General features: G+C 50.2%; 13 protein-coding genes, 2 rRNA genes and 1 riboswitch (1 of these 16 only partly in view). All 15 genes read right to left on the bottom strand.

Features of this window, described 5'->3' with window-relative positions; all coding sequences use genetic code 11:
• Complete coding sequence (gene purS, locus GCU39_RS28375) at positions 1-246, bottom strand: phosphoribosylformylglycinamidine synthase subunit PurS (RefSeq protein ID WP_152396548.1); 246 nt, start codon at positions 244-246, stop codon at positions 1-3.
• An 800-nt stretch (positions 247-1,046) separates the two neighbouring features.
• The gene (locus GCU39_RS28370) at positions 1,047-1,928 is read right to left on the bottom strand and encodes a phosphoribosylaminoimidazolesuccinocarboxamide synthase (protein ID WP_152396547.1); all 882 of its coding nucleotides are present in this window, start codon (positions 1,926-1,928) and stop codon (positions 1,047-1,049) included.
• Between the two features lie 24 nt (positions 1,929-1,952).
• Positions 1,953-3,248 (bottom strand): adenylosuccinate lyase, encoded by a 1,296-nt coding sequence (purB, locus tag GCU39_RS28365; RefSeq protein ID WP_152396546.1) that lies wholly within the window; start codon positions 3,246-3,248, stop codon positions 1,953-1,955.
• A complete protein-coding gene (purK, locus tag GCU39_RS28360; protein WP_152396545.1) occupies positions 3,249-4,430 on the bottom strand; it encodes a 5-(carboxyamino)imidazole ribonucleotide synthase in 1,182 nt (393 codons plus the stop codon).
• Positions 4,427-4,912, bottom strand: coding sequence for a 5-(carboxyamino)imidazole ribonucleotide mutase (gene purE / locus GCU39_RS28355; protein WP_152396544.1), 486 nt, complete (start codon positions 4,910-4,912; stop codon positions 4,427-4,429). The genes purK and purE overlap by 4 nt, the downstream gene beginning before the upstream one ends.
• A gap of 249 nt (positions 4,913-5,161) precedes the next feature.
• Positions 5,162-5,262, bottom strand: a riboswitch (purine riboswitch).
• A 118-nt stretch (positions 5,263-5,380) separates the two neighbouring features.
• Positions 5,381-7,528, bottom strand: a complete 2,148-nt coding sequence (locus tag GCU39_RS28350) for a DNA topoisomerase III (RefSeq protein ID WP_152396543.1) — start codon at positions 7,526-7,528, stop codon at positions 5,381-5,383.
• Between the two features lie 480 nt (positions 7,529-8,008).
• Positions 8,009-8,443: a universal stress protein gene (locus GCU39_RS28345; RefSeq protein WP_152396542.1), complete on the bottom strand. Its 435-nt coding sequence runs from the start codon at positions 8,441-8,443 to the stop codon at positions 8,009-8,011.
• Positions 8,444-8,491: 48 nt separating this feature from the next.
• Positions 8,492-8,773, bottom strand: a complete 282-nt coding sequence (locus GCU39_RS28340; RefSeq protein ID WP_152396541.1) for a DUF1294 domain-containing protein — start codon at positions 8,771-8,773, stop codon at positions 8,492-8,494.
• Positions 8,774-8,816: 43 nt separating this feature from the next.
• Positions 8,817-10,754 carry an ABC transporter permease gene (locus tag GCU39_RS28335; protein WP_152396540.1) on the bottom strand — a complete coding sequence of 646 codons (1,938 nt, stop codon included), beginning with the start codon at positions 10,752-10,754 and terminating at the stop codon, positions 8,817-8,819.
• Positions 10,726-11,505, bottom strand: coding sequence for an ABC transporter ATP-binding protein (locus GCU39_RS28330; RefSeq protein WP_152396539.1), 780 nt, complete (start codon positions 11,503-11,505; stop codon positions 10,726-10,728). Before GCU39_RS28330 ends, GCU39_RS28335 begins: the two co-directional genes overlap by 29 nt.
• A gap of 99 nt (positions 11,506-11,604) precedes the next feature.
• Positions 11,605-12,720 carry a sensor histidine kinase gene (locus tag GCU39_RS28325; RefSeq protein ID WP_193726665.1) on the bottom strand — a complete coding sequence of 372 codons (1,116 nt, stop codon included), beginning with the start codon at positions 12,718-12,720 and terminating at the stop codon, positions 11,605-11,607.
• Positions 12,717-13,445 (bottom strand): response regulator transcription factor, encoded by a 729-nt coding sequence (locus tag GCU39_RS28320; RefSeq protein ID WP_152396537.1) that lies wholly within the window; start codon positions 13,443-13,445, stop codon positions 12,717-12,719. The genes GCU39_RS28325 and GCU39_RS28320 overlap by 4 nt, the downstream gene beginning before the upstream one ends.
• 137 nt (positions 13,446-13,582) lie before the next feature.
• Positions 13,583-14,983, bottom strand: a complete 1,401-nt coding sequence (locus GCU39_RS28315; RefSeq protein WP_152396536.1) for an FGGY-family carbohydrate kinase — start codon at positions 14,981-14,983, stop codon at positions 13,583-13,585.
• A gap of 461 nt (positions 14,984-15,444) precedes the next feature.
• Positions 15,445-15,561, bottom strand: a 5S ribosomal RNA gene (gene rrf / locus GCU39_RS28310).
• Between the two features lie 139 nt (positions 15,562-15,700).
• A 23S ribosomal RNA gene (locus GCU39_RS28305) occupies positions 15,701-16,692 on the bottom strand; it runs 1,938 nt beyond the window's last position.

The following is a 16,692-nucleotide window of genomic DNA, read 5'->3' as shown; positions in this document are numbered from 1 at the left end:
TTAACCCTCCAACTCAAAGCGATAGTCTTCAACCACCGTATTCGCCAGCAATTTCTCGCACATTTGACGTACGCGCTCTTCCGCTTCTGCGCGATCTGTCGTATCGACTTCAAACGCCATATACTTCCCGATTCGAACCTTGCTAACTTCGCTGAATCCCATCGAATGCAATGCGCCTTGAACGGCTACACCTTGTGGATCCAATACGTTTTCCTTCACAGTGACATACACGGTTGCTTTGAACATCGATTATTTCCTCCTAGAGTGAAAAATAATATAAAAATGGAGATTGTTTATTCCCTTTTTGGGCAGGGGCCCTCTTTGATAAAACCTTTTTACCATCCCCCTAAATCCCCCTTCCATCTGGAAAGGGGACCCCAGAGGCTACGCCCCTGGACCCCGAAATCGGCCTGATGACGGACTGCGGCGGAATCTATCTACTTGTGTGCAATGATCGCTCCCATGTGGGACGATGTTTCGATCGTGCTCTCTAGCACGGCCGAAACATCGTCCCACATACGCTTGCCATGCGTGCGAATCTAGTAACTTCAAATCTATCGGTGGAGATGCGTGAGTACGTGCCTCGAGCGTCACAGTGTGCTAGGAGCGCTACTGTGCGTGGGGTTGTGCTAGGCAACCCCGTCGCACACGCTCTACTGCGGCTATAACACCTAAACCCTACTACCTTTTTCGCTAGACGCGGGGCTATTTCAGGCTATGCCTGAACAACTGCTCCCAGCGCTTCTCGCTTGCCGTGCGGCCGATTCTCGGCGCACTCGCTCTCAGCGTTGTTCACGACACCGTTCTTGCCTATGGCTGAACGGTGCATCCCTGCCCCCTCCCCGTGATGGGGAGGGGCAAGCTGCGATGATGCTGGACTCAGGAAGGAAAAGCGGGTGTAGCGGCTGGAGAGCGATAGCGCTCGCCTTTGAAATCGGGAAAATACCATAACATCCAATCAAACCTTTCCCGATTTCAACAGCGATGGAAGACGATACACCTGCGTTCCGCCCCCCTATGTCCAGCATCATCGCCACGCCTCGCGACTACTCCGTCAATCTCCGATAGATATCTTGGTACCGATGCGTCGTCTCCGCCACTACTTCGGCTGGCAACGGATCCGGCACGCTGTTCTTATCCCAATCGCTGTTCGCCAAATACGTGCGCACAGGCTCTTTATCCATGCTGTCAATCTCGATGTTCAATGCATAATTTTCTTTCACCCAGAACCGAGCGGAATCCGGGGTGAATAATTCATCGATCAGAATGACTTGGCCGTCGATCAAGCCGAACTCGAACTTGCAGTCCGCAAGGATGATCCCGCGCTTCTCGCAGTAAGCATGTGCGAAGCTGTAGAGCTGAAGGCTCTTCATTTGCAGTTCATGCGCAAGCTCTTCGCCGACGAGTTCCTTCATCCGATCGAAGGAGATGTCCTCGTCATGCCCCACATCATTTTTCGCCGCCGGGGTGAAGATTGGCGCTGCGAAGCGCTCGTTCTTCTTCATGCCAGCTGGTAACGCAATCCCGTTCACCGAACCGGATTGCTGATACTGTCGCCATCCGCCGCCTGTAATATAGCCGCGGACCACGCATTCGATATCGATGCGCTCTGCTTTTTTCGTTACCATGATGCGGTCCTTCAACAATTCTGGTTCCGTCACCAGATCGCCAAGCTTCTCGACATCGGTATGAACGACATGGTTCGGCTCGATCGCCGCCGTCTGTTCGAACCAGAATGCCGTGAGGCGATTCAGTACATTGCCCTTCTCCGGTACCGCCGGCTCCAGCACATAATCAAAAGCGGAAATACGGTCGGTCACGACGATTAAATAATGTTCCCCAAGATCATACAACTCGCGCACTTTCCCTTTATAGAGCAGCGGCGCTTTCACTAGATCAACAGCAGTCGAAATCGCTCTGACAGACACCTTATTCCTCCCCTTCTCCCTCTACTATTCCAATCCTAATTGCGCAAAAATCGTATCCACATGCTTCAAATGCCAAGCCGGGTTGAATGCATCCGCAATCTCTTCAGCGCTTAATACCGTTGCAATTTCAGGTGTTGCTTCAATAATCTCACGGAAGCTGCGTTGCTCTTCCCATGCTTGCATCGCGCGCGGTTGAACCGTATCGTACGCTTGCTCACGGCTCATGCCTTTGTCGATCAGCTTCGTCATCACGCGGCCTGAGAACGGTACGCCGAATGTTCTTTCCATATTGCGCTTCATGTTCTCTGGCATCACCGTCAAGTTCTTCACGATGTTCCCGAAGCGGTTCAACATGTAGTTGAGCAGCATCGTCGCATCCGGCAGAATCACACGCTCAACGGAGGAGTGCGAAATGTCGCGTTCATGCCAGAGCGGTACGTTCTCATAAGCCGATACCATGAAGCCGCGGATGACGCGCGCAAGACCGGAAATATTTTCGCAACCGATTGGATTGCGTTTGTGCGGCATTGCTGATGATCCTTTTTGACCTTTCGCAAAAGCCTCTTCCACTTCACGCACTTCACTCTTCTGCAAAGCACGAATTTCTGTCGCGAATTTATCCAAGCTCGTTGCGATCAACGCAAGTGTCGCCATATATTCGGCATGACGGTCACGCTGCAGCGTTTGCGTCGAGATCGGCGCTGCCGTTGTTCCTAATTTCTCGCACACGAACTTCTCAACGAACGGATCGATATTCGCGTATGTGCCGACTGCACCGGAGATTTTACCATACTGTACACCGTTCGCTGCATGGCGGAAGCGCTCCAAGTTGCGCTTCATTTCTTCGTACCAGAGCGCCATTTTGAGTCCGAATGTTGTCGGCTCCGCATGCACACCGTGAGTACGACCCATCATCGGCGTATGTTTGTAAGTGAGAGCTTTCGTCTTCAGAATGTCGATGAACTGAAGAATGTCCTTCTCAATAATTTCATTCGCTTGACGCAATACATAACCAAGTGCTGTATCCACGACGTCTGTCGACGTTAATCCGTAATGCACCCATTTGCGCTCTTCGCCTAGAGACTCAGATACCGCGCGCGTGAACGCGATCACGTCGTGACGTGTCTCCTGCTCGATTTCATAAATCCGGTCAATGTTGAAGCTTGCGTTCTTACGGAGCGTCGCAACATCTTCTTTCGGGATGACGCCTAGCTCTGCCCACGCTTCACACGCACAGATCTCAACTTCTAACCAGGAATTGAATTTATTCTCTTCCGTCCAAATTGCTCTCATTTCCGGTCTGCTGTAACGTTCTAACATCTAATGATTCCTCCAAATTTGTGTTTTCTCGATCCATGCGAGGGCATCATCTAGATGATCTGCCAAGACATTCACATGGCCCATTTTTCGTTTTACTTTTGCTTCTTTTTTGCCGTATAAGTGAACTTTCGGAGCGACGTTGAACGCCTCAGCCGCTTCATCTTCCTGCACCATATGGGCAAGCAGCGGTTCAACATGCTCTCCTAGCACGTTGACCATGACGACGGGCGTCAACAACATCGTATCTCCAAGAGGTAAATTACAAATGGCCCGCACATGCTGCTCGAACTGTGACGTTCGACAGGCCTCCATCGTATAATGCCCAGAATTATGTGGTCTTGGTGCTAATTCATTGACGAATAATTCACCGTCTTCCGTTAAGAAGAGCTCTACCGCGATCAACCCGACGACATTCATCGATTCCGCAATGCGAATCGCTAGCGCTTCTGCTCTATCCTGTATATCGAACGATACCCGAGCTGGAACAATGGATTGATGCAGAATGTTGTCCACATGAATATTCTCTGCTACAGGGAATACTTTAACCTCTCCTCGTGGGCTACGAGCTGCAATGACTGACAATTCCTTTGTAAACCGGATAAATTGTTCGAGCACGAGCTCTGTCTTCGCCGCTGCAAGCGTTGCATAAGCCTCTGGGATTTCATCCGCTGAACGGATGACCCATTGCCCTTTGCCATCATATCCGCCAGTAGCCGTCTTCAATACACAAGGCAATCCAAAGCGATCCACCGCAGCGCGAAGGTCCTCCTCGCTCGTAATCTCCGCGTAAGGCGCGACGCGCACGCCAGCCGCTTCAATCGCCCGCTTCTCCCGCAGTCGATGCTGCGTCGTGTAGAGCAGCTCACTGCCCTGTGGAACATAGGATTCCGACATCAGCATCGCCGCCACGCCGGCATCCACATTTTCGAACTCATACGTAATGACATCCGCTTCGTCCGCGAGCTTCCGAGCTGCATCCTGATCATCATAAGCAGCGATAATCTGCTCTGCGACCTGACCGCAAGGGCCATCCGGCATCGGATCGAGCGTCACGAAGCGATAACCGAGGTTACTGCCCGATAACGCCATCATCCGGCCTAATTGTCCGCCGCCTAGTACACCAATGGTCGAGCCTGGAGCGATGATTCTCTCAACCGATGTAATCATGTTCTTCTCGATCATAGTGAATCACTGCCTTCAAGCACATGATCGCGAATGGCATCGCGTCGTGACTGCACACGCCGCTGTACCGCTGGATCGAATGCGCCGATGATTTGGGCTGCGAGCAGTCCTGCATTCGTTGCTCCTGCATTTCCAATCGCTACCGTAGCAACTGGAACGCCCCCTGGCATTTGTACAATCGATAGAAGGGAATCCAGACCATTCAGTGTAGACGACTTCACGGGCACTCCGATCACTGGAAGAATCGTCTTCGCTGCCACCATACCTGGGAGGTGCGCTGCGCCGCCTGCGCCAGCAATAATGACTTTTAAGCCTCGCTCTACCGCGCTCTCTGCATATTGGAACATCAGGTCTGGTGTACGGTGAGCCGATACGACCTTCTTCTCATATGCGATCCCTAGCTCATCCAGCACGTCGCATGCATGTTTCATTGTCTCCCAATCGGACTGACTGCCCATAATGACGCCTACTTGTACTGACATGTCATAACCCACTTTCTATCGATTCAGTAATGGAATAAATATAAGAAAAGGTCCTCGGATAGGCGTGTACGCCAAGCATACACTTCGTTCTATCTTCGGACCGTTTTTTTAGGAATAAGAAAATGAAAGAGTCTTGCACACTCGCATCACTGCAGATTCGCAAGCATTGTGCCTAACGCAGGCCTTATGATGCGATATTCGACAGTAAATTTCGACAGCAGTAACCCACGGATCATCGCTGTCCTCGCCAGATGCTAGGCTTTCACTCGTAGTCCAAAAATTTAAGGTCTTTGGGTAGAAACTTTGGGCCATATCCCCACAATTATACGAGATCATTTATTCGTGGCTCGCCACTTTATATCCCTATATTATCAGTCCATTACATGAGATGTCAACTTAAAGACGAACATTAAATTGTTTACATTAAATTAAAGTTCGTATTTTCTGACAATTCACTTTTCAGATAATTCACTCTTTTCGCTCAAGCGCTGCCCGCAGTGCGTCACCGAGACTCGAACCCATCGACTCTGTCTTCTCGAATTGCTTCACAAGCTTCTGCTGCTCTCGCTTATTCACACGGCCGCCGCGTTCCCCATCCAGCACTTCGATGACATTACAGCCGAGGCATTGCACATACTTGCCAGCCTTCCCGTCTTTGAGCTCCATCTTCTTATGGCATTGCGGACAGCGTCTGTTGGAGAGCTGCTTCTCGCCGGATCGACGGTAGCTGCAATCCCCGCTGGAGCAGACGAGCATTTTACCGCGCTTGCCCTTCTTCTCCATCATCTTCTCGCCGCACTCTGGGCAACGGCTGTTCAGCAAGTTATGCGGTTTATACGCAGCATCGCTTGTCTTCACACCGCTGACGAGGCTCTGAGCCATGTCGCGAATCCCTTTCATGAAAGGTTCTGTCCCGCCTTGACCGCGTGCAATTTTCTCAAGCTCCTGTTCCCATTTCGCTGTTAACTCCGGTGTCCGCAGTTCGCTTGCCACAAGCTCAATCAACTGAACGCCTTTACCCGTTGGATGTAAGGAAGCCCCTTGCCGCTCGATCGTATCGCTCGACACGAGTTTCTCGATAATATCCGCGCGCGTCGCCGGTGTGCCGAGACCGTATTTCTCCATCTGACCGAGTAGCGATGCTTCGGTATACCGCTTCGGAGGCTGCGTGCGATCTTTGCGAAGGTTAGCCCGCTTCATTTGAACAGCTTCCCCTTCACGCAAGCTTGGCAGCAGCTGAATGCCGGATCGGTCGTCGTCGCGATCTGCACCAGACTCGTCCTCGTCATCGTCCCAGCTATCCTCTTGCCCGTACACTTCACGCCAACCGTTCTGGATGACCGTCTTGCCGCGTGTCATGAACGTCTCGCCTTCGACCTCAATCGTTAAGGCCGTTAACTCGTATTTCGCTGCTGGATAGAATAATGCCAAGAACCGTCTCACGATCAGATCATAGAGCTTCCGCTCTTCATTCGATAACGCATTCAGCAGAACGGTCTGATCCGTCGGAATAATCGCATGGTGATCCGAGACCTTCGAATCATCAACAACACGGCGCGTGATTGGCAGCTTGCCGCGCAAGAGCGGTTTGGCGATGGCGGCATACGGTCCAACAGCTACGGACCGGATGCGCTCTGGCAGCGTGTCCGTCATATCGCTGGACAGATAGCGAGAATCCGTACGTGGATACGTGACGAGCTTATGCTGCTCGTACAGTCGCTGAAGCACGTTCGACGTCTGCTTAGCAGAGAACCCATACCGTTTATTCGCATCCCGCTGTAATTCAGTCAAGTCATACGCGAGCGGATGCGGCTCCGATTTCTCGGATTTTTTCACCAAGGTGACCTTGCCTTTCTTGCCGTCCACCTTCTTACGCAGCGCTTCCGCTTGATTCGGATCGAACATCCGGCCATCCCCTTGACCGCCTCGAGGCCGCCACTGTGCCTGGAATCCTTCGAACTCCCCTTGAAGCGTCTGATACTCTGCGGAACGGAAATTACGAATCTCGTTCTCGCGATCCATAATCATCCCTAGCGTTGGCGTCTGCACACGGCCAGCCGACAATTGTGCATTGAATTTACAAGTGAGCGCACGCGTCACATTAAGTCCAATGAGCCAATCCGCCTCCGCACGGCAGCGAGCCGACTCATACAGCCGGTTGTACTGCGAGCCAGGCTTCAAATTCGCAAATCCTTCGCGGATCGCCTTGTCCGTCTGTGAAGAGATCCACAGCCGATGGAACGGCTTCTTCCACTTCACCATCGCCATAATCCAGCGTGCGAGGAGCTCCCCTTCACGCGCCGCATCCGTTGCGATGATAAGATCCGCCACATCCTGACGGCCTGCCAGCTGCTGCACTGCCTTGAATTGATGCGATGTCTCACGCAGCACCTTCAGCTTCATCTTCTCCGGCATGATTGGCAGATGCTCCAACTCCCATGTCCGGTACTTCACGTCATAGTCTTCCGGCTCTGCCAGACCGACCAAATGCCCAAGCGCCCAGGTAACGATATACTTCGGGCCTTCGAAATAGCTCTTGTGCTTCTGGTTGCTCCCCATGACTCTTGCAATTTCCCTCGCGACGGAGGGTTTTTCAGCCAATACTAATGTCTTCATTCCCTACTCCTTTAATGGTAGTCAAAAAGTTACCTTATGCCCACACCAGTAAGTTCCTTACTGATTGGCGAATAAGCCCACCTATTAACGCGGTCGCTCAGCTTCGAGACGCTTCGATCAGGGCTTATCTCATCACGAAGATAACTCATGAAGTCGGATCGACATCGAATCTTACTTTCAGCCTCGAACTCCGGTGCTCATTTAGGCTACTCCTAAACTCCGCTCCTCCTCAAAGTTTTTCGAAGAAAAACTCTCTTCGGAAGCCTGGCTTCAACTTCAAGTAACCTGAGCTTACGCTTTCGATGCAGTTTCCTACGGAAACTTTCAGGTGCTGATAAGTCAACTTTTTGCCCCCTATTGAACTTAGAAAATTTTCAACCATAAGCAACCTTATCCCCCCCATTATAGCATTAGCCCGGGGTTATACATAACAAAGCTGGCGCCTGATAATCAGACGCCAGCTTGTGAATATTACAACTATTATTTTATAACTAGAACCGGTACTTGCGTATGCTGCACCACATGGTGGCTGACACTGCCGAGCACCCATTCACCGATCGGGCGCAGGCCTCTGCTGCCAATGACGATGAAGTCAATGGCGTTCTTTTTCGCAAAGTCAAGAATCATCTGAGCAGGCGTACCCTGCTGAAGCTCAACATGCGTCTCATGCGTAACCGATGCTACCCGCTGCTTCGCCTCTTCTACGATTTGCTCAGCGATCTCGTACTGCTCCATGTTCATGCTGACAGGTACGGTAAGAACCGAATCCGCCATGTACATTTTCTTGAAGTCATAGACATGCAGTACGAAGAGCTTGGCCGACGGATTAAGCTTCAGCATGTCGATCGCAGTTTCAAGTGCTTTCCTCGATTGCTCTGTTCCGTCATAAGGCACTAATACGTTGGTGAATAACATACCTATCACTCTCTTCCAGTGTGAATTAAGCAGAAGGGATTCGGGAGTTTATACTATCACCTGAAATAAATAACCATATACCACGACATTCACAAGAAATAAGAAAGGCATTCCGATCCGAAAGCTCCAATGCTTCGTTTTGTGCCGTTTACGCTGCATGGCGAGCATAGAACCTAACCCGCCGCCAAGCGCCGCAAGTGTAAATAACGTACGCTCAGGCACACGCTGCTTATGCTTCTTGGCCCGAACTTTATCCGCCGCCATCACTTGGTAGCTTACGATGTTCATCAAGAGGTAAACCACACACAAGACAATCTGTATTGAATTCATCTTATCCCCCAAATCTCGTACCTGCTGCCTCTATTATATCACACTAGTGCTCTCCCATCACGCGACGAAGGTAGTTCCGTCTCGCTGCCACAAAATATACAAATTGTACGCCCACGAAAATCCCTGCCACAATCGACGCATATCCCCATGTACGGATGGATAGAAGATTAGCAAGTGCCTTCATTGCGAAAGCAGAATGAACCAACCCTACAATGCATGGCAAAAAGAATAGGATTCCCACCTGCGTGCTGACCGCTCTCCGAATCTCAACTCCGGTCATCCCCATCCGTGCAAGCGCCCGATAATGCTCACGGTCCTCATCAATCTCCGTGAATAATCGGAAGTAGAGGATGCTTCCTGTCGCAATCACGAACAAGAGACTCACGAAAATCCCGACGAATATCATAACGCCGGAATTCTGCTTCACATTCAAGTAGTAGGTCGAACGGTTCTCAAATGTCGATTCATCCTTCACCAGCGCCATTACTTTCCGATTCGTCTGATACGAGATTCTCTCCCAGTCCTTCACCTCAAGAGCATAGTTCACGAACTTGTCCTGATCGGCGATCCCTTTCATCAACAGATCATGCTGCTCCGTATTCATAACAAGAAACTGAGAGAATCCCGAGTGTCTTGCAAATGGAAATCCACCACGCTGCTCATCAACCGTTAGCATGAGCGGCTTGCCGTCACTACGAACGCTCTTCACGACCTCTCCTGGATACACGGCTTGATAAGCACCCATATCATCAAAAGGCAGCACAAGTACTGCATGATCCTTCTCCACCTGGATCGTCTGCTTTCCTTTATGGGATACGGCCTCATTATAATCTCGCGCCGAAATGACGAAATTATCTTGCTCACTCCGCTCCCCCGGATAGTTCAGCAACTCGGGTCGGACCTTGAACCCTGCTGTATGCAGTTCATAACTTAAGGTATGCCTGCTCTCCTGAAGCACGCGAACGATCTCCTGAGGATTTGCGACTTGATGCGTATTCAGTCCTTGCTCCATATAACTATAGGTCAGTGGAAAGCTGTTGATCAACTGTTCATATGTTTGTCGTTCCATAATGTACGCCGTACTCGACGCTGTCATCACGACAGCGCTTAGAATGGACACCATAAATAGGACGCGCGCATTATCCTTAACCTTGAAGAGCAGTTGACCGAGCGTGACGAGATTCGTTCCGCGATAACTGATTCGGCGGCTTCGCTGCAGTCGATTCAGAATCGCAACGCTGCCCTGGGTATACAAGAAATATGTCCCGATCATCACCAGCGTCATAATGGGCATAACGAAGGCGAGAGCTGTCTGTGAAGACATGATATACGCCATGTAATAGCATCCGCCAAGGCTGAGCACCGTGACGAGGAGCAGCCATTTCGACGCCATCGGTGGCTTCTTGGGCTGTCGCGACGCCTGGATCAGTTCAATAATCTCTGCGCGACCGACTTTCAAGATGGAATAGACGGTTATCGTCATGAACAGCAGGGCGAATCCGATAGCCGTCTGCAGCACCGCCTTCATCGACACCGCAAATCGGAACGGCAGCTCAATGCCAAGCAGAACGCCGATCCCCATATAAAATAGCTTGCTGAACATCAGCCCGAACACGATGCCGACCAAGATCGCAAGTATGGAGATCAACATATTCTCCAGGAGGATCATCCATTTTAATTGACCTGACGTCATTCCACACAAGCTGAATAGACCGAATTCCTTCTTCCTGGTTCGGATAAATGACGTAATCGCGTAGAGGACGAAAAAGAAAGAAAAGACCATAACGATAACTTGGCAGATGATAAGACTGTTCTTCACGGATTTCGCGGCACGCATCACACCGTGGACGATGTCTGGATGATTGAGGAACGACGCATAGATAAAGAAGACCATGACGGAGAAGACGCTGCTCCAGAAATACGCGCCGTACCGATGCCAATTGCCCTTAATATTATGAATGGCGAGTTCGCGAAAGGTCATCGAAATTGCCTCCCAACACGCTTAACGCATCCAGAATCTGCTGGAAGAACGCAGGGCGATTCGAACCGCGACGAATTTCAGAGAAGAAGCTCCCATCCTTAATGAAGACAATCCGATCACAATAACTTGCTGCAAAAGGATCATGCGTAACCATCAAAATCGTCGCGCGCAACCTTTGATTGACATCCTTCAGGGACTCCATCACATCTTTCGCCGCTTTGGAGTCGAGATTCCCCGTTAATTCATCGGCGAGAATAAGCGATGGTGTATGAACCATCGCACGCGCAATCGCCGCACGCTGTTTCTGCCCCCCGGACACTTCATATGTTCTTTTATCGAGAATAGGAGCGATTCCGAGCAGCTCAGCAATCGCATGCAGCCGCTGATCAATCTCGGCCGCCGGCATCTTCTCGAGCGCAAGCGGCAGAATGATATTTTGCTTCATGGATAGTGTATCGAGCAGATTGAAATCTTGGAATACAAATCCGAGCTCCCGGCGCCGGAATAAGGCTAATTGTTTATTGCTGAGCGTTGCTGGATCTTGTCCATTAATCCAGACCCGCCCCGAGGTAGGCTTATCCATTGTCGCGAGGATGTTGAGGAGTGTTGTTTTGCCGCTACCCGAGGGTCCCATAACCCCGACGAACTCACCTTCCTCGATCTTTATTCCGAAATTGTTCAGTGCGCGGTATTGAACGCTCTTGCTCGAACCATAGATTTTGCATAACTGCTCTGCTTGCAGCACGGTCATGAATTGTCCCTCCATTCATCCCTTATGTGTCCTATTATATGGACAACAATCCTGTTCACCTATTGATCCATCTTTCATATTCAATCCGAATAGCTTACATTATTGAAAGATTGGTTTCTTCAACACTTCATGAAAGATTCCTGTGGAGCGGAACCGCAGGGTGACGGTTGTACCTTCTCCTTCGATCGAATCGAATGCGATTTGTGCGCCAAGCTTCTGGATCACCTGATGGACGAGGAATAACCCCATGCCCGTCGATTCCGGTCCTTTTCTACCATTCTCCCCTGTAAAAAACGGCTCAATCACACGAGGTAAATCATGTGCCGCAATCCCGATCCCCGTATCGATGACTTGGACGATGGTCTCTTCCCCGTCTGCTGAGCATTCGACTCGAATCGTAAGCTGCTTCGTCCCTGGTTTTAGTTTGGAATATTTAACCGCGTTGATAATTAATTGGTTTAAAATAAACCGCATCCACTTCTCATCGGTCTCGATTTCGATCAACGGATCCTCACATTCGATTTTCGGGAAAATCCCGCCATGGATACATGCCTTCTTATGCTCATTGATCACTTGCCGAACCATTTCAATCAGAGCGATCCGCTGAACATGAAGATCGAACTCGAATTTATCGAGCCTAGCCGTGTGCAGCATCATCTCAAGACCGAGGCGTATTCGCTCGTTTTCCTCTTGGATACTCGACAGGGCTGCCTTCATCTCCTCCAATTGATCACTGTTCTTCGTCTCTTGAAGATGAAGATCAATCACAGAGACCGGCGTCTTCATATGGTGTACCCATTGGTTGGTGAAATGGTGCTGCTGTTCCTGACTGAGCTGCAACCCGTTCAGTTGATCCATATATGCGCGGTATTGCTGGTGGAGCGCCCCATGCGTCCATTTCTGTTCCTCAGTCGTCCCCGCAGCCATGCCGATCACTTCTTGCAAGTCTGTATTCACGTTGTTGCTCATTTGATAGATCGTCATCAGAAATTTGTACTGCCTTACGAAGTCATACGCCAGTCCAAGACTGAGCACAAATGTCGATAAAATAAGCAAATAGATCAGGTTCTCCGGCTTCATGAAGCCGAGATCCTGACCTAGTATATCTAACCAGCTTAAAATAACAGTAAGGAGAATCGCCACGTAATACGTAATAATGAGAACGGCCCTGTCTTTCAGATAGGAACGTAGAACCTGCAGCACCATGCGCTTCATGACTGCGTTCCCTCCCATTCTTGTACGAACCGATACCCTTGTCCACGTATCGTATCGACGGCATTTGTAATTCCTAATTCCTCGAGCTTCTTCCGAACACGTCCCACATTAACCGACAGCGTATTATCATCGACGAATTGCACATCATCCCATAGGAGCTCTAATAACTCTTCCCGGCTGACAATGATCCCAGGCGTGGATAACAAACGCTGCAGCAGCAGACTCTCATTCTTGGTCAATTCCGTGCGGTGATCCTTCCAAGACAGGACATTTCGTCCCCGATCGAGCTGCAAACCTTTGTAGTGAAGCTGAAGCTTGTCCTCATCTGACTCCTGTTCTGCCGCCTGCGCAGGCGCGTATTCTCCATAAACTCTGCGCAAAGTACCTTTAATTTTGGCTTGAACGACATCCAGATCGAATGGTTTGGTGATAAAATCATCTCCGCCATTTTCGATTGCCATCACCTGCTCCATATTGCTCGTCCGCGCAGATACGAAAATAATCGGCACATTGGATACCGTCCGAATTTGACGGCACCAATAGTACCCATCGAAATGCGGCAAGTTAATATCCAAGAGCACAAGATGCGGCTCATGCTCGATCACTTCCTGCTTCACCTGATCAAATTTCTCTCCACGAATCACTTCGTAGTTATATTTCTCTAAATTTCGTTTTAGAATGGCTGCAATTTTGTCATCGTCTTCAATAATGAGAATTCGATACATCCTCGTGTCATCCTCTTTCTGCAGTGATCCTGCTGTACTATTGTTATTATATTTTCCAACTTCGTAACGCTTGTTGAATCGGAACGAATTTATCAGTATAGAACTGTTGATAAGCTTCATGCTCTTCCGCTGCGTAGCTAACACGTCTGAGGTTCCCCGCATGCTGGATGGCAGCTACCGCTTCGGGCCGCGTTCGCATATTGCTTGGCGCCAATCGCAGCAATCATCGCTGCGCCGACCACAGCCGCTTCATCGACCTCCGGCAAAATTAATTCGACACCGGATACAGCTGCTTTAATCTGCATCCATGGCTCGAGACGTGTCCCGCCGCCAATGACGCGCACTTGCTCAATGTGTTGACCTGTGACTTGTTCGGCGCTCCGGCGAATGTATTCCTGCTGATAGGCCGTCCCCTCCAACAAAGCTTTGAGAATTTGCGGACGTCCATGGCTTTTGGATAAGCCGATAAATGCTGCCTTAGCCCCTGAGTCGGGTGTCGGCGCCCCACAGCCGGAGAGGTACGGGTAATAGAGAATCCCTGTCGGCCCCGGTGAGCAAGAAGCGACTTCGCTCTTCATCGTCATGTAGTCTAATATATTGACGCCGATAACCTTCCGGATCCATTCAACCGATCCACCAGAAGATGAATTTCCGCCCATCCAGAAATGCTGTCCAGGTACCGCATGTACGCCATAGGACAATCCTGAATGATATTCCTCAGCTCCAAGCTTACGCTCCGGGATAATCCCTACTAAAGTCTCAGCCGTCCCCATGGAATTGTATACATCACCTGATGCAATAGCGCCAACAGCGAGCGCTGCACTGACATGATCATGTCCTGCAATCGCAACAACCGTATGATCAGGCAATCCCAGAGAACGTACTTCCTCTATCACAGTGCCAAGAGGCTCACCGCTTGGGACCAGTGCCGGGAATAAGTCAGGGTTGATGCCAAAATGCGCAATAAATGCACGATCCCACGATTTCGTATTCATATCAAATGCATACGTACGAGCAGCAAGGGTATAGTCGCAGGCCATGATGCCCGATAAGCGATAGGCGATATAGCCGGATACGGTCAGCCATTTTCCGTGTTCAAGCGCTTCGGGATTGCGACTGCGGACCCATAGAATTTTAGCTAGACCCAGCTTGAAGGACAGATTCAGACCTGATTTCGTGAATTGCTCTAACGGGTCCGACTCTGCTGCGATATGGCGCGCTTGTTCCCCAGAACACGTATCGAACCACGGCACAAATGTCGACTGGGGTTTGCCTGTGGATTCATTCAAGATTAGGCCGCTCTCCGCCATGCTCGTAATCCCAATCGAAGCGATCTGAGCAGCATCGACCTTGCTCGTGACTTCCTGAATCATACTCGCAATATCATCCCACATTTGTTCTGGATCATAATACGAGAATCCTTCTTCATGCGTATATGAAATCGTCGGACGGCTCGCAATCGCTAGCACTTGTCCTTTGGCGTCCATTACCCCTACTTTACTGTTCGTTGTTCCTACATCAATCCCGATCATCAACATGTCATGCACCTCGTTATTATTTACATATTCTGGATGTTTATCATTTGCTCTCTTTCGAACGGTATGGTTTTAAACACAATAAGAATAGAATATCGCAAATCACAAGAAGATGCACTTCATATTTTCGTTTTGACACATTTAATCTAACATTTATGAATTGTGGATAATTATTAGGCATGAAAATGCCACCATTCACAGGACGTGAATAAGCTATGTGGGATGTGTGGATGAACCCGTGGATAATCAAGGAATATGTGTATAATAACTTGTGCGAATTGTGGAAAAATCATGAATTGTGGAGCAAAACGTGGATTATTCTCCGAAATTGCTGTGGATGGAAGACTATAAATGCATTATCCACAAGGGATAACTCATTTCGTCTCGTTTTTCACTTCAGATATTCACATGTGGACACAAAAAAGACCGCTATCGAGAACTGCGTCTCAACAGCGGTCTTAGCTGCTTGGCATCGTCCTACTCTCCCAGGACCCTGCGGTCCAAGTACCATCGGCGCTAGAGGGCTTAACGGTCGTGTTCGGGATGGGTACGCGTGGAACCCCTCCGCCATCGACACCAAACGAATTTCTAGCAGAGCTTTGAGCCCTGAAAACCGGATGCGAAATAATTTGCGTTATTAGATCCCTTACTCAGTACCGGGGTCCCCGAAAAGTAATCGGAATTACCTTCGAAGCCTCGCGTCACTTTTTGGGGTGATTTTAGGATAAGCCCTCGACCGATTAGTATTGGTCAGCTCCACACATTGCTGCGCTTCCACCTCCAACCTATCAACCTCGTCGTCTTCAAGGGGTCTTACTAATTGGGAAATCTCATCTTGAGGGGGGCTTCACGCTTAGATGCTTTCAGCGCTTATCCCGTCCGTACTTGGCTACCCAGCGGTGCTCCTGGCGGAACAACTGGTACACCAGCGGTACGTCCATCCCGGTCCTCTCGTACTAAGGACAGCTCCTCTCAAATTTCCTACGCCCACGACAGATAGGGACCGAACTGTCTCACGACGTTCTGAACCCAGCTCGCGTACCGCTTTAATGGGCGAACAGCCCAACCCTTGGGACCTACTTCAGCCCCAGGATGCGATGAGCCGACATCGAGGTGCCAAACCTCCCCGTCGATGTGGACTCTTGGGGGAGATAAGCCTGTTATCCCCAGGGTAGCTTTTATCCGTTGAGCGATGGCCCTTCCATGCGGTACCACCGGATCACTAAGCCCGACTTTCGTCCCTGCTCGACCTGTATGTCTCGCAGTCAAGCTCCCTTATGCCTTTGCACTCTTCGAATGATTTCCAACCATTCTGAGGGAACCTTGGGGCGCCTCCGTTACTCTTTAGGAGGCGACCGCCCCAGTCAAACTGCCCACCTGACACTGTCCCCGAACCGGATCACGGTCCTAGGTTAGAACTCCGATACGATCAGGGTGGTATCCCAACGGCGCCTCCACCTAAGCTGGCGCTCAGGCTTCTAAGGCTCCCACCTATCCTGTACAGATCGTACCAAAGTCCAATATCAAGCTGCAGTAAAGCTCCATGGGGTCTTTCCGTCTTGTCGCGGGTAACCTGCATCTTCACAGGTATTAAAATTTCACCGGATCTCTCGTTGAGACAGCGCCCAAGTCGTTACGCCATTCGTGCGGGTCAGAATTTACCTGACAAGGAATTTCGCTACCTTAGGACCGTTATAGTTACGGCCGCCGTT

This window comes from Paenibacillus guangzhouensis, from assembly GCF_009363075.1.
GTDB classification, from domain to species: Bacteria; Bacillota; Bacilli; order Paenibacillales; family Paenibacillaceae; genus Paenibacillus_K; species Paenibacillus_K guangzhouensis.
The sequence above is the reverse complement of the archived record's forward strand: the minus strand, read 5'-3'. Positions and strand labels throughout refer to the sequence as shown.